Genomic DNA, 23,522 nt, shown 5'->3' with positions numbered 1-23,522 from the left:
AGGGCGGGGGCGTGCCCGTGGGAACGCCCTGGCCCTGCCGCATCCCCGCGAGGAAGGAGCACACCGGGTGGGACGGTGACCTCTAGGTCTAGGCTCGAGCGGATGAACCACTGGCTGCTGCCCATCGACCCGCTAGCCCACGCCGAGCATCAGCCGTCCGACTGGGCGACCAGGGCGGACGCCACCGCGGTGTGGGAGGCGATCGGCCTCTCCCAGCAGATCGATCGCTGGTGCCTGCGCAGCGGCTACCGCACCATGCAGGCCGGCGCCCGGATCTGGGCGTACCTTTCCCGGCGCCAGGAGCTCTGTGCCGTGGGCACCGCGCGTAGGATCGTTCAGGACGAAGGAGCCTGGTTCGTCGAGATCGACTGGGACCAGGCGATCACCTCACGCCTGTGCCAGCGGCCGCTCCCCCGCCGCGATTTCGGCCAGGTGCCGATGTCCACCTGCCGGGCGAACCCCCTCGCCGCAGAGGTGCTGGAGCGATATCTGGCGGATCAGTTGAGTCCGTGACCTGCTGCGCATCAGCGCACGGGGCTAGCCGCATCGGCAGTGCCGTCCGGGCCGGTCAGTCCCCGTCGAGCTCCAGTTCGGGGTGCTCCTCCCGGGCCTCCCGGAACACCTCGACCGCGGCCCCGGCATTGACGGCTGCTATCACGAGTCCCACGACGATGTCCGGGATTGGTGAGGCCCACATCAGCATGACGGCGCCCGCCACGATGATCAGCACGTTCGCCAGTGCATCGTTGCGGGCCGCGAGCCAGGCGCCCCGGCCCAGCGACCCGTGTCCGGAACGCAGCCGCACCAGCAGCATCGCGCACACGAGATTGATCATCAGGGCACCGATACCCGTCGCACCGAGCACCAGCGGCTGCGGGGTCCCTCCTTCGAGGATCCGGTGGATCGCCGTCCACAGCGCCGCGATCGCCGGCAGCAGGATCAGCCCCGCGAGGGCGTACGAGGCCTTCCGGCGGGAGGCCAGCGGCCAACCGGCCGCCACCAGCACCAGGGTGTTGATCAGGAAGTCCTCCAGGAAATCGGCCGCATCGGCGAACAGCGCCACGGAGCCGATCCGCCAGGCGATCACTCCCTCCACCACACAGCCGATCAGGTTCAGCCCCGCCACGACGGCGACGAGCCGTCGCATCGAGGAGGTGAGGTCACGCGAGTCCATTCCGTCATCCTCGCGCCCCCATGCCGGAACGGCGGCACCGCCATCCCCGGCGAGTCGTACAGTTCCCCCGTGACGAACAGCGCCCCCACCACCCCCGCTGCGGACGCTCCTCCCCGCGGGGACCACGACTACTCCCTCGAACCCGTCCCCCTCAGTGCTCGACGCGGCTTCTGGGCCGTGGGCTTCGTGATGCTGGGGTTCACCTTCTTCTCCGCGAGCATGAGCGTCGGCGCCCGCCTGGGCAACGGGCTGGACCTCACCGGCTTCCTCGCCGCGACCACGATCGGCGGCCTGATCCTGGCGGCGTACACCGGGGCACTCGGCTACATCGGTGCCCGGACCGGCATGAGCATGGACCTGCTGGCGCAGCGGGCCTTCGGTGCCACCGGTTCGCTGCTCCCCTCGGCGCTGATCGCCCTGACGCAGATGGGCTGGTTCGGTGTGGGGGTGGCCATGTTCGCCCTGCCCACCGGGCACCTGCTGGGCATCGGCCCGTGGCCGATCGTGATCATCGCCGGTGCGCTGATGACGGCGTCGGCCTACTACGGGATCCGGGCCATCGAGATCGTCAGCTTCGTGTCCGTGCCGCTGATCGCGGTGCTGGGCACCTATTCGATGATCACCGCCACCACCGACGGCGGGGGCCTGGCCGAGGTGTTCGCCGCCTCCTCCGGCATGCCGCTGGTGACGGGGATCGGCCTGGTGATGGGATCCTTCGTCTCCGGTGGCACCGCCACGCCCAACTTCACGCGCTTCGCCCGCAGCCCCCGCATCGCCGTGATCACGACGGTGGTCGCCTTCCTGCTAGGCAACGCCCTGATGTTCGGTTTCGGAGCCGTGGGTGGAGCGTTCACCGGCCAGGAGGACATCTTCTACGTGATGATCGCGCAGGGGCTGGCCATCCCCGCCCTCATCGTGCTGGGTGCGAACATCTGGACCACCAACAACAACGCGCTGTACACCACCGGTCTCGGCTTCGCGAACGTCACCAAGATCGACAAGCGCCCCCTGGTGCTGGTGGCCGGTGCGGTGGGCACCCTGAGCGCGCTGTGGCTGTACGACAACTTCGTGGTGTGGCTGAACGTCCTGAACGCCACGCTGCCCCCGATCGGCGCGATCCTGATCGCGGACTTCCTGCGGCACCGTCGTGCCTACGTCGGCACCGCGGCCAAGCGGCCCGCACGCCGCGCGGGCCTGGCCTGGGGATCGGTGCTGGGCGTGGTGGTCGGGGGCCTGGTGGGCTGGTTCGTGCCCCTGGGCATCGCCTCCATCAACGCGATGGCCGTCGCGGTGGCGTGCTACCTGCTGGGGGACCTGTTCAGCGGCCGGCCCGACGAGGCCGCTGCCCCTGAGAGACTGTCGGCATGAGCAACCCCAGCCTGCTGATCAAGGACCTGCGCATCGAGGACGCCGAGTCCACCAGCGACCTGCGGATCCGTGACGGCCGCATCGCCGCGATCGCCCCCCGTCTGGATCCGACCGACGGGGAGGAGATAGTCCACGGCGCCGGGCGACTCGCGCTGCCGCCGCTGATCGAGTCCCACGTGCATCTGGACTCCGCGCTCACCGCGGGCCAGCCCCGGTACAACGAGACCGGCACCCTGTTCGAGGGGATCGAGGTGTGGAGCCAGCGCAAGCGCGACCTCACCGTGGAGGACGTCAAGGAGCGGGCCGGTCGCGCCATCCGCCAGCAGGCGGGGTTCGGCATCCAGTACGTGCGCAGCCACGTCGACGTCACCGATCCGGAGCTCACGGCCCTGCGGGCACTGTTGGAGCTGCGCGAGGAGCTGAGGGACACCATCACCCTGCAGCTGGTGGCGTTCCCACAGGAGGGCATCCTTTCCTTCCCCGATGGTCCCCAGCTGATGCGCAGGGCCGCCGAGATGGGCGTGGACGCCCTGGGCGCCATCCCCCACTTCGAGTTCACCCGCGAGTACGCCGTGGAGTCGTTGAACCTGGTGTGCGAGCTGGCCGCGGAGTTCGACCTGCTGGTGGACGTGCACTGCGACGAGATCGACGACGAGGCCTCCCGGGGCCTGGAGACCCTGGCCACCCGCGCCCTCGAGCTGGGCCTGCGGGACCGCGTCACCGCCAGCCACACCACCGCCATGCACTCCTACAACAACGCGTACGTGGTGCGCCTGATGCGGCTGCTCACCCTGAGCGGCATCAACATGGTCTCCAACCCGCTGGTGAACACGCATCTGCAGGGACGCACCGACACCTACCCCAAGCGCCGTGGAGTGACCAGGGTCAAGGAGCTCACCGAGGCCGGCATCAACGTCAGCTTCGGGCAGGACGACATCGTGGACCCGTGGAACCCCCTGGGCACCGGCAACCTGCGGGACGTGGTGCTGAACGGCCTGTACGTCACCCAGATGATGGGGCACGAGCAGATCCGCAGCTCCTACCGCTTCATCACCCACAACGCCGCCCGCACCCTCCACCTGGGCGAGGACTACGGCATCGACGTGGGCAGGCCGGCCAGCTTCGTGATCCTGGACGCCGCCGACTGGCAGGAGGCGCTCAGCTGGAACGCCGGGCTCATCGCCTCCTACCGTGAGGGGCGCCTGATCGCTCGGGGCACCCCGGCCACCCGCGAGATCCTGTTCTGAGTCGGCGGACCCGTCGCGGCAGGGGGCACCCGCCCTCGGCCGTTCCCTGCGCGCACCCGGACTGCGGACGCCACCGCGCCGGTGCTCCGGTAGTTCCTACACTGCCCGGATGAGCAGCCCCAGCCATCATCTCGTCCTGACCCTGGTGTGCCACGACCGGCCCGGCATCGTCCATGCCGTCACCGGTGCGGTGGTGGCCACCGGTGGCAACATCACGGAGTCCCAGCAGTTCGCGAGCGCGTCGACAGGCCGCTTCTACATGCGCCTGCAGATCGACACCCCCGCTGCGCCGGAGCAGTTCGAGCTTGAGCTGCAGCCTGTTATCGATCGTTACGACATCGAGCATGTGCTCGACGTCGCCGGCCGGCCGCTGCGCACCCTGCTGCTGGCCTCGACCGCGAAGCACTGCGTGAGCGACCTGCTGTTCCAGGTGGACGCCGGGAACCTCGCCCTGGAGGTACCGCTGATCCTCGCCAACCACGACACCCTGGCCCCCCTGGCCGGTTTCTACGGGGTGCCGTTCGAGCATCTGCCCATCAAGGGGTCGGAGCAGAAGGCCGCGTTCGAGGCACGGGTGCTGGAGGCAGTGGAGGAGCACGACATCGAACTGGTGGTGCTCGCTCGGTACATGCAGATCCTCTCCCCCGAGCTGTGCGAGGCGCTGTCCGGGCGGTGCATCAACATCCACCACTCCTTCCTGCCCGGTTTCAAGGGCGCCAACCCCTACCGGCAGGCGCACGCCCGCGGCGTCAAGCAGATCGGTGCCACAGCCCACTTCGTCACCAGCGACCTGGACGAGGGGCCGATCATCGAGCAGAACGTGACGCGTGTGGACCACACCCGCACACCGGCAGAGCTCACGGCGATCGGTCAGGACACCGAGTGCCGCACCCTGCGCCAGGCCGTGGGATGGTTCGCGCAGTCGCGCGTGCTGCTCGACGGCGCCCGCACCGTCGTCTTCCCCTGAGGATGTGACGGGCGCGTCACGGCCCTGCCCTCCCCCAGGCGAAGCGCCCGCCGACCCTCACGGGCCGACGGGCGCACAGCTCGAGCGGTTCCTCAGAAGACGGGGCGGCCCCCGGTCACGCCCAGCACGGTCCCGGAGACGTAGCTGGCCTCCGCGGGGCTGGCCAGGAACACGAAGGCCCCGGCCACCTCGGACGGCTGGCCTGCCCGGCCCAGGGGCGTGTTGCCGCCGAACTCGGTGTAGTCGTCCGGGGTGCGGGTGGCCACGTTCAGCGGGGTCCAGATGGGCCCCGGGGCCACGGCGTTGACGCGGACGCCCTTCTTGCCTAGGTCGGCAGCGAGGTTCACGGTGACGTTGGTGATCGCGGCCTTGGTGGCGGCATAGTCCATCAGCGGCACCGAGGGGTCGTAGGACTGGATCGAGGTGCAGTTGATGACCGAGCCGCCGGGCTTCAGGTGCTTCGCGGCCTCCTGGGTGATCCAGAACAGTGCCTCGAGGTTGGTGGTCAGCGTGCGGTGCAGGCGTGCGGAGTCGATGCCCTCGATGCCCTTGGGCTCGGCCCGGCCCCACTGGAAGCCGGCGTTGTTGACGAGGATGTCGAGCCGGCCGAACTTCTCCACCGTGTCGGTGACCAGGGAGCGGGCCAGCTGCTCGTCCTGGATGTCGCCGGGCAGCAGCAGGGCACGCCGGCCGGCCTTCTCGATCCAGCGACGGGTCTCCTCCGCATCCTCCTGCTCCTCGGGCAGGTAGGAGATCGCCACGTCGGCACCCTCGCGGGCATACGCGATCGCGACGGCGCGGCCGATGCCGGAGTCACCACCGGTGATGAGGGCGGCAAGGCCCTCCAGGCGGCCGTGCCCCACGTAGGACTCCTGACCGTGGTCGGGCACCGGCTGCATCGGGGCGGTGAGCCCCGGGGGCTGCTGGTCCTGGGAGGGGAAGTGCGGCTGGCCGTCCTTGGTGCCGAGCTCGTGCGCGTGCTCGGCCACCTGCGGGCTCAGGGTGCTCTCGGCGTTCTTCTGCTGGTTCATGCTGGCTCCTTCATCGAGGACGGGATGCGTCCACGGTAGTCAGCAGGTGCCTGCTGGTCACCAGATGGCAGCGAACGAACGGTCGGGATTCAGCCCTTCACTCCACCGGCGGCGGCGAAGCCCTGACCCAGGGTGCGCCCCATGAACAGGTACAGCACCACCACCGGGATCGAGTAGAAGATCGAGAACGCCGCCAGCTGCCCGTAGGCCACCTGCCCGTACTGGGAGGAGAACGTGTACAGGGTCACCGCGGCCGGCAGGTTCTCCGGGCTCAGCAGCAGCATGAACGGGACGAAGAAGTTCCCCCACATACCAACGAAGGTGAAGATCGTGGCCACGGCCAGACCGGACTTCATCAGCGGCAGCACGATGGACCACAGGGTGCGGTACACGCCGGCACCCTCCGTCCAGCCGGACTCCTCGATCTCGATGGGCACGGAGTCCATGAACCCCTTGGTGAGGAAGATGGCGTACGGCAGTGCGCTGGCACCCAGGAACAGGATCGCCCCGAACATCGAGTCGATCAGGTTCACGCGCACGAACAGGGCGTACACCGGGATCATGATCGCGGTGATCGGCAGCCCGGTGGAGAAGATGATCGTCAGCAGCAGGGGCCGCTTGGCCCGGAACCGGTACCGCGAGAGCGGGTAGGCGCACAGCACCGCGGCGATCATGGTGACCAGGGTGGCGCCCCCGCACAGCAGCAGGGAGTTCCACAGAGGCCGGAACGTGGTCTCCTCGTTCCAGATCGCCTTGTAGTTGTCCAGGCTCCACCGGGAGGGCCACTGCACGGACAGGGTGGCCTCGGTGTCGAAGGAGGCCAGCACCACCCACAGCAGGGGGATCAGGAAGGCCAGGCCGATCACGATCATCGCGATGCTGCTGGCGGTGGAGGCCATCCGCTCCCGCGGCCCCTTGCCGGAGCTGCGGGGGCGCAGGGGGCTGCTGGACTCCTCCTCGGTGCGGTCCACGGCGGTCCCGGAGCTGGTCGTGGCGGTCATTTCTTGTCCTCCTCCGGCAGCAGGCGCAGGTACAGCAGGGAAGCGGCTGCGCCGATGAGCAGAAGCAGCAGGGCGACGGCGGTGCCGTAGCCCAGCTGGCCGTACGAGAACGCCTGCTCGTACATGTACAGCGGCAGCGTCTGGCTGCGCTGGGCGGGGCCACCGCCGGTCATGATGAAGATGAGGCCGAAGACCGAGAGGGTCTGCAGCGTGATCAGCATCAGGTTGGTGGCGATGGCGGGGCGCAAGATCGGGACGGTCACCGACCAGAAGCGGCGCATCGGGCCGGCACCATCGATCGCTGCGGATTCGTACACGTCACTGGGCACCGAGCTCAGCGCCGCGGAGTACACCAGCATCGAGAACGCGGCACCGCGCCACACGTTGGCGAACGACACCGCCAGGATGGGCAGGCTGAACAGAAGGTCCTGCGGGGGCAGGCCGACGGCCGTGATGATCGTGTTGAGGCTGCCCTCGTCGGCGAAGAACGTGTACAGCAGGTAGCCGGCGACCACCTCGGGCAGGATCCAGGCGGCGATCACGATCGAGGTGACGATGAAGGTGACGACCCTGTTGGCGCGCTCCATCAGCAGGGCCAGCACCATGCCCAGGATGTTCTGCCCGATCACGGCGGAGACGATCGTGAACACCAGGGTCAGGCCCACCGAGTTCCAGAAGGCGCCGTCGGTGAAGGCATCGATGAAGTTGTCGAAGCCCACGAAGGAGGTCTGTGCGGCGCCGTCCCCGCGGATGGCGTTGTCGGTGAAGGCCAGGTACACCGAGTACACGATCGGCCCCAGCATGAACGCCACCAGCAGCAGCAGCGCCGGGATCATCGGCACCGAGCGTGCCAGGGTGAGGCGATCCCCGATGCCGCTGCGGGAGCGGTGGGGTCGCTGCTCGTCGCCCCGCTGGGCGGGGGTGCCCCGATCAGGGGCGGTCGCGACAGTGCTCATGCCGATTCCTCCTGCACCTCGTCCTCACCGACGATGTCGGTAAGCTCGGCGTCGTACTCGGCCGCGGCCTGTTCCGGGGTGGAGCTGAAGGTCATCACCATCTCCATGGCCTGCTGGATCGCCGAGGACACCTCGGGGTAGGCCGGCAGCGCGGGGCGGTAGTAGGCGGTGTCCAGCAGTCCGGTGAAGAACTCCGCGGTGGGCGAGTAGGAGCGGTACTCCTCCACCTCGGCGACGTCCTCGCGCACCGTGATGTGGTTGTCCGCGATCGCCCTTTTGACGGCATTGTCCGTGGTCATCAGCGCTTCGAGGAAGGAGAAGCTGATCTGCGGGTCGCTGGCGTACTGCGGGATCGCCCAGCTCCAACCGCCGGCCAGGGTGGTGAAGCCGTCGCCGCCGCCGTCCTGGGTGGGCATACGGGTGATGCCCATGGTCTCGGTCCACTCCGGCCACGGGTTCGGCGCGCCCTCGGTCCAGTTCTGGGAGATCCAGGAGCCGTCGATGATGAAGCCCAGCTTCCCGTCGGGGATGATCCGCGTGTAGATCGTCTCCCCGATGTTCGGGTCCAGGTGCTGGGAGATGGAGAGGGTCAGCTCCTCCTCGAACACCGTGCGCAGGAACTCCAGAGAGTCCACGAAACCCTGCGAGCCGGTGACCCACTTCCGGGCCTCCTCGTCGTACAGGCGCGACTCGGTGCCGTACAGCAGCATCTCGAAGCCCTGCATGGCGGCCTTCTCACCCTGGGACTTGCCCGAGAAGATGAACATGGGGGCCACCTCCGGCAGCGCCTCCTTGATGGTGCGCGCCGTCTCCAGCAGCTCCTCCCAGCTGGCGGGCTGCCAGTCCTCTGGCAGGCCGGCGTCGGCGAAGACTCCCTTGTGGTACCAGATGCCGCGGGTGTCGGTATGGGTGGGGATCGCGTAGATGCTGCCATCCTCGGCGGTGACCGCCTCGCGCGAGGCCTCGGCGGTGTCCTCCCAGTGCTCCCACTCGGGGGCGAACTGGTCGATCGGCTGCAGGTACCCGGCGCCCACGTCGGACAGCAGGATGAAGGTGTCCTCGTACACCAGGTCCGGGCTCGTGCGGGGGGAGCTCATCAGCAGCTCGTTCTTGGTGAAGTAGTCGTTCTCGGAGGCCACGATGGGCACCAGCTCGATGGTGCGGTCCGGGTGCTCCTGCGTGTAGCTCTCGGCGGTGCGGTTGATCCAGTCCTCCATCAGCGTGCCTGACCCGAACTGCTGGTACGCCACGCGGATCGTGCTGGGGTCGCGGTCACCTCCGCTGCAGCCGGCCAGTGCCGCCAGTGGCAGCACGGTCGCCGCACCCGCGGTGTACCGCAGGAATGTGCGCCGGTCGGTGCCGCGCGGTTGTGGGGAAGGGGATGCCACGGTGACCTCCTCGTCGTCGACTCGGTCCGCGCCCTTGGGGCATCGGGCCGACGGGCCACCCAGGCTACACCTGAATGTGGCGGGGGTCTCACCTCGGCATGTCGCCGCTTGCTACGGTCGTCAGCATGTACCCGCGAGTGACGGACCCCACACACGAGTATCCCTTCGACCTCGGCTCGTACCGCCGCGATGCCTCCACCGCCGATACCGAAGCCGCCCTCTGGTTCGATCGCGGCCTGATCTGGACGTACTCCTTCAACCACGAGGAGGCGTACGGCTGCTTCGTGCGAGCGACCGAGGCGGACCCCGGCTTCGCTCTGGCGCACTGGGGCGCCGCCTACGTCCTCGGCCCCAACTACAACAAGCCCTGGGAGGGCTTCGACCCGGAGGACCTCGCTCGCTGTCTCGACCACGCGGCCGAGCACAGCCGCCGCGCGCTCGAACTGATCGAGACCGCCCCGCCGGTCGAGCAGGCGATCATCCGCACGCTCCCCCACCGCTTCCCCTCGGCCACCCCGCCCACTGTCGAGGGGTGGCAGGAGCAGTGGGTGCTCGGGTACGCGGAGGCTTGCCGCGAGCTGCAGGCCTCCTATCCGCAGGATCTGGACGTGGTGGCGATACTGGTGGACGCGCTGCTGGGGGTGCGGCCCTGGCAGCTGTGGGACCTGCGCACCGGGGATCCCGTGGAGGGTGTGCCCACCCTGGAGGCGAAGGAGCACATCGAGCAGGCGCTCGCCGTGCCCGGGGCACGGAGGCACCCCGGTCTGCTGCACTTCGCGGTGCATCTGATGGAGATGTCCCCCACCCCGGAATCGGCCCTGTGGGTGGCGGACTGGTCGCGGCAGGTGGTGCCCGACGGCGGGCACCTCGTGCACATGCCCACGCACATCGACGTGCTGTGCGGGGACTACCGACGCGTCATCGAGACCAACGAGCTCGCTGTCGAGGCTGACGAGCGCTACCTCGCCGAGCGCGGCCCGCTCAACTTCTACAGCCTGTACCGCGCCCACAACCTCCACTTCGTGATGTACGGGGCGATGTTCCTGGGGCAGAGCGAGGTGGCGGTCGACGCGGGGCGGCGACTGGAGGCGACGCTCCCCCCGGAGCTGCTGCGGGTCCAGTCCCCGCCGATGGCGGATTGGCTCGAGGGGTTCTTCCCGATGACGATGCACGCGCTGATCCGCTTCGGCCGCTGGCAGGAGATCATCGACGAGCCGTTGCCGGAGGACCAGCAGCTGTTCTGCACCACCACCGCGGTGATGCACTACGCCAAGGGAGTGGCCCACGCGGCGCTCGGGGACGTCGACCAGGCCCGTGCGCAGCGGGAGCTCTTCCGCGCCGCGGTCGAGCGGGTGCCCGCCTCGCGCACGGTCTTCAACAACACCTGCCAGGACATCCTGCAGGTCGCCTCCGCGATGCTCGACGGGGAGATCGACTACCGCGCCGGGGAGGTCGAGTCGGCCTTCGCCCACCTGCGTCGCAGCGTCGAGCTCGACGATGCCCTCCCCTACGACGAGCCGTGGTCATGGATGCAGCCCACCCGGCACGCCCTGGCGGCGCTGCTGATGGAGCAGGACCGCCTCGAGGAGGCCGAGCAGGTCTATCGGGAGGACCTGGGGTACGAGCCGAGCATCCCGCGCGCGAACCTGCATCCGGACAACGTGTGGAGCCTGCACGGCTACCACGAATGCCTCACCCGCCTGGGGAAGCACGAGCTGGCCTCCGTGGTGGGGCGGCGCCTGGGGATTGTGCGGGCCCAGGCGGACGTCCCTGTGACTGCCTCGTGCGCCTGCCGTCTCAGCGCCATGGGCGAGGCAGCGGTGGCAGCGGCGGGGCCACTGCCGCTGGGGTTCGGGACACCCACCGGGGAGGGTGCCGGATCCGAGGAGAGCGGCTGCTGCCATTGACCCCGGATCAGAGCCTCTTCTGGCTGTGAGGCGGAGTGCGGTCTCAGCCGATCCCCTGCAGCCGCGCGGCATCGGCGTAGGTGGCGGTGGGGGGCACATCCGCCATCTCGAACCACCAGCGGGCGTGCGGCACCAGGCGCACGTCCTGCCAGGGCACCTCGAAACCGGGATCGCGCCACAGGGTCAGGGCCACCTCCTGGCGACGCCCGGCGGCCACCAGCGCCAGACGGCGCAGCTGGGCTGCGGAGTGGGTGCCGGCCCGGCACGCGGCCGGGATGGCCACGGTGTCGTCGAAGGGCAGGGGCCAGATGGTCTCCCCCCAGTGCAGTGCGGCCGAGGGGCCGTTCCCGGCCACCACTGCGGGGAATCGCAGGTCCTGCGGGACCACCTGGCTGCGCGGGGCGGGCTGCCCGTGCTGGAGCACTGCGGGCTCCACCCACGCGCCGGGCAGCACCACCCGACCGCCGACGGACACTTCGACCAGGAGGGCGTCGGCGAACGGCTGCAGTGGGACCGCCAGTCCACCGGCCCGCTTAAGATCTCGCCGCGGCACCGCCAGCAGCCGGATCAGGGCCTGGTCCCCGCCGGGTGTCCCCAGGGGCAGTGCCACGGTCGTCCCGGGAGTCGGCGCGCCTGCCGCAGCTGCCGGCGTCACTGACGGAACCTCGCTTCGAGCTCACCGGAGAGTGCGGTGGCGATCTGCTCGCGGAAACGGGCGTTCAGCGGAGGCAGGTCATCGAGCCGGAACCAGCGCGCCTCGGTGTTCTCGTCATCGGCGGGGTGGGGATCACCGGCGATGTGCTCGGCCAGGAAGCACAGATCCAGGTAGATGGCGCGATCGCCGTTGTCGTACGTGATCTCCGGCAGCGTTCGCACGTCCACCAGGCGCACCATGCGGGTCTCGACCCCGGCCTCCTCGCGCGCTTCCCTGGCGGCAGCGGAGGCGGGCTCCTCCCCCGGATCGATGATGCCGGTGACGGGCGTCCAGGCCCCGTTGTCGGCCCTGCGCACCAGCAGCACCCGGTCCTGATCTGCATCCGTCACGATCGCGGTGACGCCGCTCATCCACAGCGGTGCGGTGCCGATGTGCCTGCGCAGTTCCAGCACGAACTCAGGAGTGGGCATCTCAGGCGCCGAAGATGAACGGCAGGAATGCGGCACCCATGATCAGGACGAACACCACGATGTACAGCACGATCGCCAGGATCGCGAGGCCCGCGAGGATCGCCGCGGAGATCCATCCGTACCGGTTCATGCGCCGGGCGGAGTCGATGTCGGTGTGCATCTGGGCAAGGGCGATGATCCCGAAGATCGAGGGGATCATCCCTCCGCACATGAGGCCGACAACGATCAGGATGATCGCATTGGTCTGGACGGAACCGCGATCCGGCGCGGCCTGCGCGGGCTGGTAGGTCATCTCTTCCCCGGGAGTTCAGCGGTGCTGTCAGTCGACGAGGGGTCGACCGTCCGACGCCGAGGGCTGCCCCGGCTGACCGTAGGGGTCCGACGCCGAGGGCTGACCCGGCTGGCCGTAGGGATCCGACGCCGAGGACTGGCCGTAGGGGTCGTTGCTCTGGTTCCAGGAGCCGTTGTCACCGGGGTTGCTCATGGGGCCACCCTACTGGCTGTTTAGCGCTTGCGCTTCTCTCGGATCCGCACGCCGATGACGATGGGCGAACCGGTGAACTCGAAGTCCTCGCGCAGACGCCGTTCGATGAATCTGCGGTACCCGTGCTCCAGGAAGCCGGAGGCGAAGATGACGAACCGCGGCGGGCGGGTGCGGGCCTGCGTGGCGAACAGGATCCTGGGCTGCTTCCCTCCCCGCAGGGGGTGCGGGTGGGCCGCCACCAGGGTTCCCAGGAACGCGTTGAGCCGGCCCGTGGGGATGCGGGTGTCCCAGGAGTCCAGCGCCGTCTCCAGCGCGGGGACCAGGCGATCCGCGTGGCGGCCGGTGAGGGCCGAGAGGTTCACGCGCGGTGCCCAGGCCACGTGCGCGAGGTCCCGCTCGATCTCCCGCTCGAGCTGCGTGCGGCGCTCCTCGTCCAGCAGATCCCACTTGTTGAAGGCCAGCACCAGCGCCCGGCCGGACTCCAGCACCATGTCGATGATCTTGAGGTCCTGAGTGGAGATGGGCTCGGATGCCTCCAGCAGCACCACCGCCACCTCTGCCCGGTCCAGAGCGGCGCGGGTGCGCAGCGAGGCGTAGTAGTCAGCTCCCTGGGACTGCAGCACCCGCCGACGGATCCCGGCGGTGTCCACGAACGTCCACTCCCGGCCGCCCAGGGTGATCTTCTCGTCCACGGGGTCGCGGGTGGTGCCGGCCACGTCGTCCACCACCACGCGGGTCTCCCCCGCCAGGCGGTTCAGCAGGGAGGACTTGCCCACGTTGGGGCGCCCGACCAGTGCGACCCGGCGGGGACCGTGGTCCACAGGCTGCCCGCGGCCCTCCAGGGGCAGCACGGCCAGCACCGCGTCCAGCAGGTCCCCGGAGCCCCGCCCGTGCAAGGCCGAGACCGGGTACGGCTCCCCCATCCCCAGGTTCCACAGCGCTGCGGCCTCCAGCTCGCCGCGCTGGTCGTCGACCTTGTTGGCCACCAGCACAACGGGTCGCTCGGTGCGCCGCAGCACCTTCAGCATCTGCTCGTCGGTGGTGGTGATTCCCACGTTGGCGTCCACCACGAACATGACCACGTCCGCCAGTTCGACGGCGATCTCGGCCTGCTGGGCCACGGACAGGGCGATGCCCTCGACCTTCTCCTCCCAGCCGCCGGTGTCCACCAGCCAGAAGTCGCGCCCAGCCCATTCGGCCTCGTAGAACACCCGGTCCCGGGTCACGCCGGGCACGTCCTCGACCACGGCCTCCCGGCGCCCCAGGATGCGGTTGACCAGGGTGGATTTGCCGACGTTAGGGCGGCCCACCACGGCCACCACGGGCAGGTTGCGGGAGTGGGTGCCGGCAGGGAGCTCCTCCTCGCCGGCGTCCAGCAGGGCGAGGTCCTCCTCGTCCAGCTCGAAGTCCTGCAGGCCCGCGCGTAGCGCCGTGGCGATGTCCTCGTCGGAGGGGCTTGAGCGGTGACCGTGCGGATCGGTGCTCCCGGCGCCTCCGCGAGCCGCCTCGGCCTCGGCGGCTGATTCCCCCCGGGCGCCGGACACAGCGGCGGCCTCCGCGCGGGCGGCCTGCTGCTCCTCGACCCGGTCCACCAGGGCCAGGATCCGCACCACCACGTCATCGATGCCGAGGCCGGTGGTGTCGATGGAGGTGACGCCGTCGGCGGCGGTGAAGAACTCGGAGACGGTGGCGTCGTCGCGGTCGCGGCGCAGCACCTGGTCGCTCATGCGCGCACGGGTCTCCTCGGTCTCGTCCAAGGAGAGCTCGGCGGCACGACGTCGCATGCGCTCGTCCTCGCTCGCCGAGAGCAGCACCCGCACATCGGCATCGGGGGCGACCACGGTGGTGATGTCGCGGCCCTCGGCCACGCAACTGCCGCGCTCGGCGGCGGTGGCCAGCATCAGCTCCCGCTGCTGGCGCTGCAGGATTGCGCGCACCAGGGTGTTGGTGGCCACGGCGCTCACCTGGGTGGAGATGCGCTCGGTGCGGATCTCGCCGGTGATGTCGGTGCCGGCCACCACCACGGTGGCTCCGGCCGGGTCGGTGCCCAGCTCCAGCTCGAGCGTCTCGGCCACGGCGGCGACGGCTTCGCGGTCGGCGAGGTCCACGCCGCTCTCCAGGCAGGCCCAGGCCACGGCGCGATACATGGCGCCGGTGTCCAGGATGCCTCCCTCGAGGACCTCGGCCACCCGGCGGGACACCGTGGACTTGCCGGAACCGGCCGGGCCGTCGATGGCGATGGTCACGCCGGAAGAAGTGCTCGTCTGCATCCGTTCAGGATACGGCTCGCTCAGCCCTCGGCCACGGTCCAGCCCCGCTCGGCGAGCTCCCGGGTGAGCAGGTCCTCACGGGCCGCCGCCACGGCCAGGTGCGCGAGACCCACCCGCTGCCCCAGGGTGTGCTCCAGCCGCAGGTCCTCCAGGTTCACGCCGATGTCACCGATCTCGGTGAGCAGACGGGCCAGCTCCCCGGGGCGGTCGGGCACCAGCACGGTGAGCGTGCCGAAGTCGTCCCCGGCCCCGCCGTGCTTGCCGGGGATGCGGCGCACCCCGCGGTTGCCGTCGGCCACCAGGTCCGCCAGCGCCCGCCGGGAGCCGATGGCGGGATCCGGATCCCCCGCCAGGGACTCGAGCGCGCCGATCACCCCGTCGAGCCGATCCCTGGCGCTGCCCAGCACCTGGGCCACGGCCTGGGCGTTGGCGCCGAGGATCTCGACCCACAGGCGGGGATCGGAATCCGCGATGCGCGTGGTGTCGCGCAGGCCCTGTCCGGCCAGTGCCAGGGCGTTCTCCGTGGGCGAGAGCAGCGTGGTCGCCAACAGGCTGGAGAGCACCTGGGGGACATGGGAGACGTGGGCGACGGCCAGATCGTGCGCGGCCGCATCCATCACGACCGGCACCGAGCCCAGCTCGGTGGCCAGGCCCTTCATGGCCGTGGTGGCCTCGGGCCGGGTGGTCTCGTGCGGAACGATCACGAAAGGGCGGCCGCGGAACAGGTCCCCGCGCGCGGCGATCACGCCGGAGACCTCGCGCCCGGCCATCGGGTGGGTGCCGATGTAGCGGGCGAGCTGCTCGGCGTCCACGAGCGCCCGCAGGGCCTCCAGAACCGTCGCCTTGACACTGGCCACATCGGCCACCAGTGCCTCGGGCCAGGTCCGCAGCGCCCGGGCCGTCACCTCGGCGGTGACGTCCGGTGGGGCCGCCACCAGCACCAGGGCGGGGTCCGGATCCGCCTCGGTGGCACGGGTGCCGACGCCGAGCTCGACGGCCAGTGCGGTGGTGCCCGGGGAGACGTCCTCCACCTGCACGCTCACACCGGCGCGGCCGAGGGCCATGCCCAGCGATCCGCCGATCAGTCCGGTGCCGATGATCCTCACGGGCGAGGGAACCAGGGTGGTCACCGGGCTCATCACAGGCCCACTTCCGCCATCAGGGTTCCCAGCTCGCGGTCGGTGAGCTCACGCATCTGCCCCGGCGCCAGGTCCCCCAGCAGCACCGGTCCGATGCGGGTGCGCACCAACCGGGTGAGCTCGAAGCCCTGGGAGGCGAACATGCGGCGCACGATGCGGTTGCGGCCCTCGTGGAGCGTCACCTCGACGACGGCTTCGCGGCCGTCCTGGGCGAGCACGCGCGCCTTGTCGGCGCGGGCGGGGCCGTCCTCCAGCTCCACGCCGTCGCGCAGGCTGCGCACCAGGGACCGCGGCGGCCCTCCGGGGGCGTGGAAGCGGCACACGTAGGTCTTCTCGATCTCGAAGCTGGGATGGGTGAGGCGGTGGGCGAGCTCACCGTCGTTGGTCAGCAGCAGCAGTCCCTCGGTCTCGTAGTCCAGACGGCCCACGTGGTACAGCCGCTGGGAGTACTGGTCGGCGAACTCGCTGAGGTCACGGCGGCCCTCCGGGTCGCTCATCGCCGAGACCACCTTGCGGGGCTTGTGCAGCACCACGGTGGTCTTGCCCTCGTCCAGCTGGAGCCGCCTGCCGTCCACATGGACGACCTGCCGGGCGGGATCGATGCGCAGGCCCTGGGTGTGCACCGTCTTGCCGTCCACCGTGACCCGGCCGGAGGAGATCAGCGCCTCGCAGGCTCGACGGGAGCCGAATCCGGCGCGGGCCAGTACCTTCTGCAGCCGTTCGCCGTCCTGGGCGTACTGGGCCGGCGGGTCACCGGCCGGGGTGTCATCGGCGCCGCTGCGCGTCGACTGCGCAGCGCTCCCGGAGCGCGGGCGCCCCTGGTCATCGCGCAGGCGCACGGCGCGGGGCGGGGTGAAGGCGCTGCGGCGGCGCGAGCCCGAGGCGGGCGCACCGCGACGGGAGGACGACGAGGGGCGATCAGCCATCGCTGGCGCGCTCAGGCCGCGGCGCCGCGGGAGATCAGCTCGCGGGCGAGCTGGCGGTAGGCGTCGGCCCCCTTGGTGGAGGAGGCGTAGGAGATGATCGGCTCGGCCGCCACGGAGGCGTCGGGGAACTTCACGGTGCGGTTGATGGTGGTGTGGAAGACCTTGTCGGGGAAGGCCTCGACCACCCGCTGGCACACCTCCCGGGAGTGCAGCGTGCGGGGATCGAACATGGTGATGAGGATCCCGTCGACCTCGAGGCGGGGGTTGATGCGGTCCTGGACCTTCTCGATGGTCTCCACCAGCAGTGCGACACCGCGCAGCGCGAAGTACTCCGCCTCCAGCGGGATGATCACGCCGTGGCTGGCGGCCAGTGCGTTGATGGTCAGCAGGCCCAGGGAGGGCTGGCAGTCGATGATGATGACGTCGTACTCGTCCGCGACCGGGCGGAGCACGCGAGCCAGCGCCATCTCGCGGGCCACCTCGTTGACCAGCTGCACCTCGGCGGCGGAGAGGTCGATGTTGGCCGGCAGCACGTCGAGGTTCTCGGTGTCGGTGGTGTGGATGACCTCGCGGATGTCGTGGCTGCGGTCCATCAGCAGGTTGTAGACGGTGACGTCGAGGTCGAAGGAGTTGATCCCGGTGCCGGCGCTGAGGGCGCCCTGCGGATCCAGGTCCACCAGCAGCACCTTGCGGCCCAGCTCCGCGAGCGCGGCGCCCAGGTTGATCACACTGGTGGTCTTCCCGACCCCGCCCTTCTGGTTCACCATCGAGATGATGCGAGCAGGTCCGTGGCCGTCCAGGGGCTCTGGCTGCGGCAGCTCGGGCATCGGCCGGCCGGTGGGGCCGAGATCGATGTCGAGCTGCTGGTTCGCGGTCGGGCTCACTGTGGCTGTTCCTGTCGTCGAGCGGTCGTCTGCTGCGGGTCGGAACCCGGGTGATGCCGGGCCAGTCTACTCACGGACCCGCTGAACCGGACGGCGCCCAGGGGGGCTCAGCGCGGCCGCCGCTACGGCGGGCGCGGGGGTGGGCCGTGGCGTGGATCTCGCGCAGCGAATCCACGGTCACCTGGGTGTACAGCTGGGTGGTGGTCACCGAGGCGTGGCCCAGCAGCTCCTGCACGGCGCGCACGTCGGCCCCACCGTGCAACAGGTGGGTCGCATAGGAGTGCCTCAGCGTGTGGGGGCTGATCTGCTCGTCCAGCTCGGCATCGCGTGCAGCGCGCTGCACCACCTGCCAAGCGGCCTGACGGGTCAGCCGGGTGCCACGGGAGCCCAGGAACACGGCGGGGGTGCCGCGGCCCCGGGAGGCGAGGGCGGGCCTGCCGCGGGTGAGGTAGGCGTCCAGCGCCTCCAGCGCGTACCGGCCCACGGGGACCGTGCGGTGCTTGTCCCCCTTGCCGCGCAGCAGCACGGAGCGCTGCTCGCGGTCCACGTCGTCCACGTCCAGTCCGGTGGCCTCGGAGATACGGGCACCGATGCCGTACAGCAGTTCCAGGAGGGCCCGGTCGCGCAGGGCCCTCTCGGTGGCGAGCCGGCCGGTGCCGGGGTGTCCGGCTGCCTCCAGCAGGCGCAGCACCTGGTCGATGGGCAGAGGGTGCGGGAGCCTGCTGGGCCGCGCCGGCGCGGGCATCAGCCGGGTGGGATCGCCGGCGGTGGAGACCCGTTCGGAGTCCAGGAAGCCGTGCAGTCCGCGAACAGCGGCCAGGGAGCGGGCTGCGCTGGCCGCCGACAGCGCCGTCCCCCCGTCGGCCCCGGATCGTAGGGCCTGCAGCCACTCGGACAGCTGGCCGGGCTGCACCGCGAGCGGGTCGATCCCCCGCGATTCCAGGTGCGCGAGGTACCGGGTGAGGTCGCGCCGGTAGGCGGCCACCGTGTTGGCGGCCAGCCCGCGCTCGATGCGCAGGTGGCTCAGGTACTGCTCGAGGATCCGGCGATCGCCGTCCCTCACCGCCGGCCGTCCCTCACAGGTGGACGAACGGGTCGATCGCCAGCGCGATGAACAGCAGCGAGAGGTAGGTGATGGAGGCGTGGAACACCTTCATGGGGGCGAGCTTCTTGCCGCTGGCGCCGTTGCGGACGCGGTGGGCGTAGCGCAGCACCAGGAAGCCGAACCAGCCGCCCAGCAGCACGGCGCTGACGCCGTACACCCAGCCGGTGTGGCCCAGCGGGATGATCGCCAGGCTGGCCAGGACCATCAGCGCGGTGTGCATGACCATCTGGCCGGCCACCGTGGAGCGGGAGGCCACCACCGGCAGCATCGGCACCCCCGCCTCGGCGTAGTCCTTGGAGAACTTCTCGGCCAGCGGCCAGTAGTGCGGAGGGGTCCAGAAGAAGATCACGGCGAACAGCAGCACCGCGGTCCAGGAGACGGTGCCGGTCACGGCGGACCAGCCGATCAGCACCGGCATGCAGCCGGCCACCCCGCCCCACACGATGTTCTGGCTGGTGCGGCGCTTGAGGATCATCGTGTAGAACACGACGTACAGCAGGATCGCGGCCAGGGCCAGGGCCGCGGACATCCAGTTCACCAGCACGCCCAGCCACACGGTCGAGACGATCGAGAGGACGATCCCGAAGATCAGGCCGTGGCGCGGTGCGATCTCACCGGTGACCAGCGGCCGGTTGCGGGTGCGCTTCATCTGCGCGTCGATGTCCCGGTCCAGGTACATGTTCAGCGCGTTGGCACCGCCGGCGGCGAGGTAGCCGCCCACCACGGTGGCCAGGATCAGCCACGGCGAGGGGAACCCGCCCGCGGCCAGGAACATGGTGGGGATGGTGGTGATCAGCAGCAGCTCGATGATCCGCGGCTTGGTCAGCGCCACATACGCCCGGACCACGGAGGCCGCCGAGCGATCAGGCCTATCAGCGCGAACCGTCCCGTTGTCGCCACCGGTGGGGCCACCCCGGCCGTCGCGGCGCGAGCGGGCCTCGCCCTCGTGCTGGTTCCCGCCCCGGATCGGAGACGTGCCCTGGGTGGCGGTCACCGCCCACCGTCCTTCCTCGTGGTCCCGGCTGCTGGTCCCGTTCGATGGTCCCGCCGGAGTGCGTTCTTGCCAGTGTATGCGGTGCGCCGCGCAGGCACCTGGATGCGGACGGGTGAGACCGCGCACCCGGGTGGTCCGGCAACTACGGGCACCCCGTGGCGTCGCCGTCGCACGCGACTAGGCTAGGAGGGTGTGCCGCGCCCCTCGCTCGCGGCAGTCGACCTGAGCGGCCCCCCACCGGGCACCGCTCCCCCGACGAAAGGAATCCCCGTGACGGACACGTTCAAGGCACCCGAGGGCTGGACCGAGCTCGACCGACGCGCGGTGGACACCGCCCGCATCCTCGCCGCCGACGCGGTCGAGAAGGTGGGCAACGGCCACCCCGGCACCGCCATGAGCCTGGCCCCGGCCGCCTACCTGCTGTACCAGGACGTCATGCGGCACGACCCGGCGGACACCCGCTGGCTGGGCCGCGACAAGTTCGTGCTCTCCGCCGGCCACTCGAGCCTGACCCAGTACATCCAGCTGTACCTGGGCGGCTTCGGCCTGGAGCTGGAGGACATCAAGGCGCTTCGCACCTACGAGTCCAAGACCCCGGGCCACCCGGAGTACCACCACACCGACGGCATCGAGACCACCACCGGCCCGCTGGGCCAGGGCATCGCCACCGCCGTCGGCATGGCGATGGCGCAGCGCCGCGAGCGCGGCCTGTTCGACCCGGACGCCGGGCCCGGGCAGAGCCCCTTCGACCACTTCGTGTACGTGATCGCTTCCGACGGCGACATGCAGGAGGGCATCTCCAACGAGGCCTCCTCCCTGGCCGGCACCCAGCAGCTGGGCAACCTGATCGTGCTGTGGGACGACAACGACATCTCCATCGAGGGCCACACCGACATCGCCTTCACGGAGGACACCGCCGCCCGCTACGAGGCGCTCGGCTGGCACGTGCAGACGGTCGACTGGACGAACGGCGGCACCGAGTACGTCGAGGATGTCGCTGCCCTGAAGCACGCGATCGAGGAGGCGCAGAAGGTCACCGACAAGCCCTCCTTCATCGACCTGCGCACCATCATCGGCTGGCCCACCCCCGGCCTGAAGGGCTCCCACAAGGTGCACGGCGCGAAGCTGGGCGGCGAGGCCGTCGCCGCCGTGAAGGAGCTGCTGGGCTTCGACCCCGAGCAGGACTTCGAGGTGGGCGAGGACGTCCTGGCCCGCACCCGCGAGCTGGTCGAGCGGGGTGCCGAGCAGCGTCGCCGGTGGGAGGAGAGCCTGAAGGACTGGCGCGAGGCCAACCCCGAGCGCGCCGAGCTCTTCGACCGCCTGAGCAAGCAGGAGCTGCCCGAGGGCTGGGCCGAGGCCGTGCCCGCCTTCCAGGCGGACGAGAAGGGCGTGGCCACCCGCGCCGCCTCCGGCACCATCCTCTCGGCCCTGGCCGACGTGCTTCCGGAGCTGTGGGGCGGCTCGGCCGACCTGGCCGGCTCGAACAACACCACCATGGACGGTGAGCCGTCCTTCATCCCCGAGGAGCACTCCACCGAGGAGTTCACCGGCACCCCCTACGGCCGCACCCTGCACTTCGGCATCCGCGAGCACGCCATGGGCGCGATCCTCTCGGGCATCACTATCGGTGGCCTCACGCGCGCCTACGGCGGCACCTTCCTGCAGTTCTCGGACTACATGCGGGCATCGGTGCGCCTGGCCTCCCTGATGGGGGTGCCCAGCATCTACGTGTGGACCCACGACTCCATCGGACTGGGCGAGGACGGCCCCACCCACCAGCCGGTCGAGCATCTCGCCGCGCTGCGCGCCATCCCCGGCCTGAGCATCGTGCGGCCGGCCGACGCCAACGAGACCGCTGCTGCGTGGAAGGCCACGCTCGAGCACCGCGACGGCCCGGTGGGCCTGATCCTCACCCGTCAGGCCGTGCCCACCTTCGATCGCGAGGAGTACGCCGGTGCGGAGAACCTCTCGCGCGGTGCCTACGTGATGAAGGACGCCTCGGACGGCGAGCCCCAGGTGATCCTGCTGGCGACCGGCTCGGAGGTGCAGATCGCGGCCGAGGCCCAGAAGCAGCTGGAGGCCGACGGCGTTCCCACCCGTCTGGTGTCGGTTCCGTCGTTCGAGTGGTTCGACGCGCAGGACGAGTCCTACCGCGAGTCCGTCCTGCCCACGGGCGTGCGCGCCCGCGTATCGGTCGAGGCCGGCATCGCGATGCCCTGGTTCCGCTACCTCGGTGACGCCGGCCGCGCCGTCTCGGTGGAGACCTACGGCGCCTCCGCCTCCCACACGGTGATGTTCGAGAAGTACGGCATGACCACGCAGGCGGTCGTCGCGGCCGCCCGCGAGTCCCTGGCCGCCGCGCAGTCCTGACGGCCCCCGAGAGCCCTGAGGAGAGCATGATGAACGATCAGCAGCAGAACCCGCGCACGCAGTCCCTCAGCGAGGCCGGCGTGTCCATCTGGCTCGACGACCTCTCGCGGCAGGCGATGACCTCCGGCGACCTCGCCGAGCTCATCGCCACCCGGAACGTCGTGGGTGTGACCACCAATCCCTCGATCTTCCAGTCGGCGATCGCCGGGGTGTCCGTGTACGACGAGGACATCGCGCGCCTCGCCGGTGAGGGCAAGGACGTGGAGGCCGTGGTCGAGGCTGTCACCACCGACGACGTCCGCTCCGCCTGCGATCTGCTCCAGGAGCTGTACGAGTCCACCGACGGCTACGACGGCCGTGTCTCCATCGAGGTGGACCCCCGCCTCGCCCACGAGACCGAGGCCACGATCGAGCAGGCCGAGCGCCTGCACGGGATCGTGGGTCGCGAGAACGTGATGATCAAGATCCCCGCCACCGAGGCGGGACTGCCGGCCATCACCGCCACGCTGGCCAAGGGCATCAGCGTCAACGTCACGCTGATCTTCTCGGTGGCCCGCTACCTCGAGGTGATCGAGGCGTACCTCACCGGCCTCGAGCAGGCCGCCGAGAACGGGCACGACCTCTCCCGCATCCACTCCGTGGCCTCCTTCTTCGTCTCCCGCGTGGACACGGAGATCGACAAGCGCCTGGAGGACCTGGGCGGCGAGGCCGCGGTGATGCGCGGTTCCGCCGGTGTGGCCAACGCGCAGGCGGCCTTCGGGGAGTACCTCGAGGCCTTCGGCTCCGAGCGGTTCACCGCACTGAAGGCCAAGGGTGCCAACGTGCAGCGGCCCCTGTGGGCCTCCACCGGCGTGAAGAACCCCGAGTACCCCGACACCCTCTACGTGGACTCCCTGGTGGCCGATCCCTGCGTGAACACCATGCCGGGCACGACGTTGGATGCCGTCGCGGACCACTCCGAGCCGGGCGCGCCCCTGTCGGCCGAGTCGGCCGAGAGCGCCGAGCAGGTGCTGGAGAGGATCGCGGATGCCGGGGTGGATCTGGCCGACGTGTTCGCCCTGTTGGAGCGCGAGGGCGTCGACAAGTTCGAGAAGTCCTGGGAGGAGCTGCTCAGCACCGTGTCGGCGACGATCGACGACACGCGCGGCTGACCCCACCCGCCGCGGGGGCGGGCCGCCGATCCTGT

22 protein-coding genes are annotated in these 23,522 nt (G+C 70.3%); 7 read left to right on the top strand and 15 right to left on the bottom strand.

Annotation, left to right across the window (positions count from 1 at the left end; genetic code table 11):
- Nucleotides 1-102: 102 nt before the first annotated feature.
- Nucleotides 103-513, top strand: a complete 411-nt coding sequence (locus M3B01_RS05015) for a hypothetical protein (RefSeq protein WP_259789903.1) — start codon at nt 103-105, stop codon at nt 511-513.
- Between the two features lie 55 nt (nt 514-568).
- On the opposite strand, the gene M3B01_RS05010 is transcribed toward M3B01_RS05015, so the two are convergent.
- On the bottom strand, nt 569-1,174 hold the full coding sequence (locus tag M3B01_RS05010; protein WP_259789902.1) for a cation transporter: 606 nt from the start codon (nt 1,172-1,174) through the stop codon (nt 569-571).
- A 69-nt stretch (nt 1,175-1,243) separates the two neighbouring features.
- On the opposite strand from M3B01_RS05010, the gene codB reads away from it, so the two are divergent.
- The 3 genes from codB to purU all read left to right on the top strand — a co-directional run bounded on the left by codB (nt 1,244) and on the right by purU (nt 4,756).
- On the top strand, nt 1,244-2,542 hold the full coding sequence (codB, locus tag M3B01_RS05005) for a cytosine permease (RefSeq protein ID WP_259789900.1): 1,299 nt from the start codon (nt 1,244-1,246) through the stop codon (nt 2,540-2,542).
- A complete protein-coding gene (codA, locus tag M3B01_RS05000) occupies nt 2,539-3,789 on the top strand; it encodes a cytosine deaminase (RefSeq protein ID WP_259789898.1) in 1,251 nt (416 codons plus the stop codon). Before codB ends, codA begins: the two co-directional genes overlap by 4 nt.
- A gap of 109 nt (nt 3,790-3,898) precedes the next feature.
- Nucleotides 3,899-4,756: a formyltetrahydrofolate deformylase gene (purU, locus tag M3B01_RS04995; RefSeq protein ID WP_259789896.1), complete on the top strand. Its 858-nt coding sequence runs from the start codon at nt 3,899-3,901 to the stop codon at nt 4,754-4,756.
- 92 nt (nt 4,757-4,848) lie between these two features.
- Here purU and M3B01_RS04990 read toward each other — a convergent pair whose 3' ends face one another.
- The 4 genes from M3B01_RS04990 to M3B01_RS04975 form a co-directional block, all read right to left on the bottom strand.
- Complete coding sequence (locus M3B01_RS04990; protein WP_259789894.1) at nt 4,849-5,787, bottom strand: SDR family oxidoreductase; 939 nt, start codon at nt 5,785-5,787, stop codon at nt 4,849-4,851.
- A gap of 89 nt (nt 5,788-5,876) precedes the next feature.
- A complete protein-coding gene (locus tag M3B01_RS04985; RefSeq protein ID WP_396123336.1) occupies nt 5,877-6,788 on the bottom strand; it encodes a carbohydrate ABC transporter permease in 912 nt (303 codons plus the stop codon).
- Nucleotides 6,785-7,744 (bottom strand): carbohydrate ABC transporter permease, encoded by a 960-nt coding sequence (locus tag M3B01_RS04980; protein ID WP_259789892.1) that lies wholly within the window; start codon nt 7,742-7,744, stop codon nt 6,785-6,787. The genes M3B01_RS04985 and M3B01_RS04980 overlap by 4 nt, the downstream gene beginning before the upstream one ends.
- Complete coding sequence (locus M3B01_RS04975; RefSeq protein ID WP_259789890.1) at nt 7,741-9,132, bottom strand: extracellular solute-binding protein; 1,392 nt, start codon at nt 9,130-9,132, stop codon at nt 7,741-7,743. The genes M3B01_RS04980 and M3B01_RS04975 overlap by 4 nt, the downstream gene beginning before the upstream one ends.
- A gap of 125 nt (nt 9,133-9,257) precedes the next feature.
- On the opposite strand from M3B01_RS04975, the gene M3B01_RS04970 reads away from it, so the two are divergent.
- A complete protein-coding gene (locus tag M3B01_RS04970; protein ID WP_259789889.1) occupies nt 9,258-11,039 on the top strand; it encodes a M48 family metallopeptidase in 1,782 nt (593 codons plus the stop codon).
- Nucleotides 11,040-11,082: 43 nt separating this feature from the next.
- Here the strand turns inward: M3B01_RS04970 and M3B01_RS04965 are convergent, their stop codons facing one another.
- From M3B01_RS04965 to M3B01_RS04920, 10 genes are all read right to left on the bottom strand, one after another.
- Nucleotides 11,083-11,649, bottom strand: coding sequence for a hypothetical protein (locus M3B01_RS04965; RefSeq protein WP_259789887.1), 567 nt, complete (start codon nt 11,647-11,649; stop codon nt 11,083-11,085).
- Nucleotides 11,650-11,690: 41 nt separating this feature from the next.
- Nucleotides 11,691-12,164: an NUDIX domain-containing protein gene (locus M3B01_RS04960; protein WP_193866657.1), complete on the bottom strand. Its 474-nt coding sequence runs from the start codon at nt 12,162-12,164 to the stop codon at nt 11,691-11,693.
- 1 nt (nt 12,165) lies between these two features.
- Entirely contained in the window at nt 12,166-12,456 is a 291-nt protein-coding gene (locus M3B01_RS04955; RefSeq protein WP_259789885.1) for a hypothetical protein, read from the bottom strand.
- Between the two features lie 27 nt (nt 12,457-12,483).
- Nucleotides 12,484-12,648, bottom strand: coding sequence for a hypothetical protein (locus M3B01_RS04950; protein WP_259789884.1), 165 nt, complete (start codon nt 12,646-12,648; stop codon nt 12,484-12,486).
- 20 nt (nt 12,649-12,668) lie between these two features.
- The gene (gene der / locus M3B01_RS04945) at nt 12,669-14,918 is read right to left on the bottom strand and encodes a bifunctional cytidylate kinase/GTPase Der (protein WP_259789883.1); all 2,250 of its coding nucleotides are present in this window, start codon (nt 14,916-14,918) and stop codon (nt 12,669-12,671) included.
- 20 nt (nt 14,919-14,938) lie between these two features.
- Entirely contained in the window at nt 14,939-16,057 is a 1,119-nt protein-coding gene (locus M3B01_RS04940; protein ID WP_259789882.1) for a prephenate dehydrogenase, read from the bottom strand.
- Nucleotides 16,057-16,983 carry a pseudouridine synthase gene (locus M3B01_RS04935; RefSeq protein WP_259789880.1) on the bottom strand — a complete coding sequence of 309 codons (927 nt, stop codon included), beginning with the start codon at nt 16,981-16,983 and terminating at the stop codon, nt 16,057-16,059. The genes M3B01_RS04940 and M3B01_RS04935 overlap by 1 nt, the downstream gene beginning before the upstream one ends.
- An 11-nt stretch (nt 16,984-16,994) precedes the next feature.
- The gene (locus tag M3B01_RS04930; RefSeq protein WP_396121471.1) at nt 16,995-17,867 is read right to left on the bottom strand and encodes a ParA family protein; all 873 of its coding nucleotides are present in this window, start codon (nt 17,865-17,867) and stop codon (nt 16,995-16,997) included.
- 70 nt (nt 17,868-17,937) lie between these two features.
- Nucleotides 17,938-18,930 carry a site-specific tyrosine recombinase XerD gene (locus M3B01_RS04925; RefSeq protein WP_259789879.1) on the bottom strand — a complete coding sequence of 331 codons (993 nt, stop codon included), beginning with the start codon at nt 18,928-18,930 and terminating at the stop codon, nt 17,938-17,940.
- Between the two features lie 13 nt (nt 18,931-18,943).
- Nucleotides 18,944-19,966, bottom strand: coding sequence for a heme o synthase (locus tag M3B01_RS04920; RefSeq protein WP_259789878.1), 1,023 nt, complete (start codon nt 19,964-19,966; stop codon nt 18,944-18,946).
- A 270-nt stretch (nt 19,967-20,236) separates the two neighbouring features.
- Here M3B01_RS04920 and tkt point away from each other — a divergent pair, with 270 nt between their 5' ends.
- Nucleotides 20,237-22,336: a transketolase gene (tkt, locus tag M3B01_RS04915; RefSeq protein ID WP_259789876.1), complete on the top strand. Its 2,100-nt coding sequence runs from the start codon at nt 20,237-20,239 to the stop codon at nt 22,334-22,336.
- Between the two features lie 29 nt (nt 22,337-22,365).
- Nucleotides 22,366-23,487, top strand: a complete 1,122-nt coding sequence (gene tal, locus M3B01_RS04910; RefSeq protein ID WP_259789874.1) for a transaldolase — start codon at nt 22,366-22,368, stop codon at nt 23,485-23,487.
- Nucleotides 23,488-23,522 lie beyond the last annotated feature (35 nt).

Origin of the sequence: Brachybacterium sp. p3-SID957 (genome assembly GCF_025144775.1) — a bacterium.
Classification (GTDB): domain Bacteria; phylum Actinomycetota; class Actinomycetes; order Actinomycetales; family Dermabacteraceae; genus Brachybacterium; species Brachybacterium epidermidis.
This window is presented reverse-complemented; position numbering and strand designations above follow the sequence as displayed.

Excerpts from the sequence above, each read along its gene's own strand:
- M3B01_RS05015 (WP_259789903.1), top strand. The coding sequence starts at position 103 with ATGAACCACTGGCTGCTGCCCATCGACCCGCTAGCCCACGCCGAGCAT.
- M3B01_RS05010 (WP_259789902.1), bottom strand. The coding sequence starts at position 1,174 with ATGGACTCGCGTGACCTCACCTCCTCGATGCGACGGCTCGTCGCCGTC.
- codA (WP_259789898.1), top strand. The coding sequence starts at position 2,539 with ATGAGCAACCCCAGCCTGCTGATCAAGGACCTGCGCATCGAGGACGCC.
- purU (WP_259789896.1), top strand. The coding sequence starts at position 3,899 with ATGAGCAGCCCCAGCCATCATCTCGTCCTGACCCTGGTGTGCCACGAC.
- M3B01_RS04990 (WP_259789894.1), bottom strand. The coding sequence starts at position 5,787 with ATGAACCAGCAGAAGAACGCCGAGAGCACCCTGAGCCCGCAGGTGGCC.
- M3B01_RS04985 (WP_396123336.1), bottom strand. The coding sequence starts at position 6,788 with ATGACCGCCACGACCAGCTCCGGGACCGCCGTGGACCGCACCGAGGAG.
- M3B01_RS04980 (WP_259789892.1), bottom strand. The coding sequence starts at position 7,744 with ATGAGCACTGTCGCGACCGCCCCTGATCGGGGCACCCCCGCCCAGCGG.
- M3B01_RS04970 (WP_259789889.1), top strand. The coding sequence starts at position 9,258 with ATGTACCCGCGAGTGACGGACCCCACACACGAGTATCCCTTCGACCTC.
- M3B01_RS04960 (WP_193866657.1), bottom strand. The coding sequence starts at position 12,164 with ATGCCCACTCCTGAGTTCGTGCTGGAACTGCGCAGGCACATCGGCACC.
- M3B01_RS04955 (WP_259789885.1), bottom strand. The coding sequence starts at position 12,456 with ATGACCTACCAGCCCGCGCAGGCCGCGCCGGATCGCGGTTCCGTCCAG.
- M3B01_RS04950 (WP_259789884.1), bottom strand. The coding sequence starts at position 12,648 with ATGAGCAACCCCGGTGACAACGGCTCCTGGAACCAGAGCAACGACCCC.
- der (WP_259789883.1), bottom strand. The coding sequence starts at position 14,918 with ATGCAGACGAGCACTTCTTCCGGCGTGACCATCGCCATCGACGGCCCG.
- M3B01_RS04940 (WP_259789882.1), bottom strand. The coding sequence starts at position 16,057 with ATGAGCCCGGTGACCACCCTGGTTCCCTCGCCCGTGAGGATCATCGGC.
- M3B01_RS04935 (WP_259789880.1), bottom strand. The coding sequence starts at position 16,983 with ATGGCTGATCGCCCCTCGTCGTCCTCCCGTCGCGGTGCGCCCGCCTCG.
- tal (WP_259789874.1), top strand. The coding sequence starts at position 22,366 with ATGAACGATCAGCAGCAGAACCCGCGCACGCAGTCCCTCAGCGAGGCC.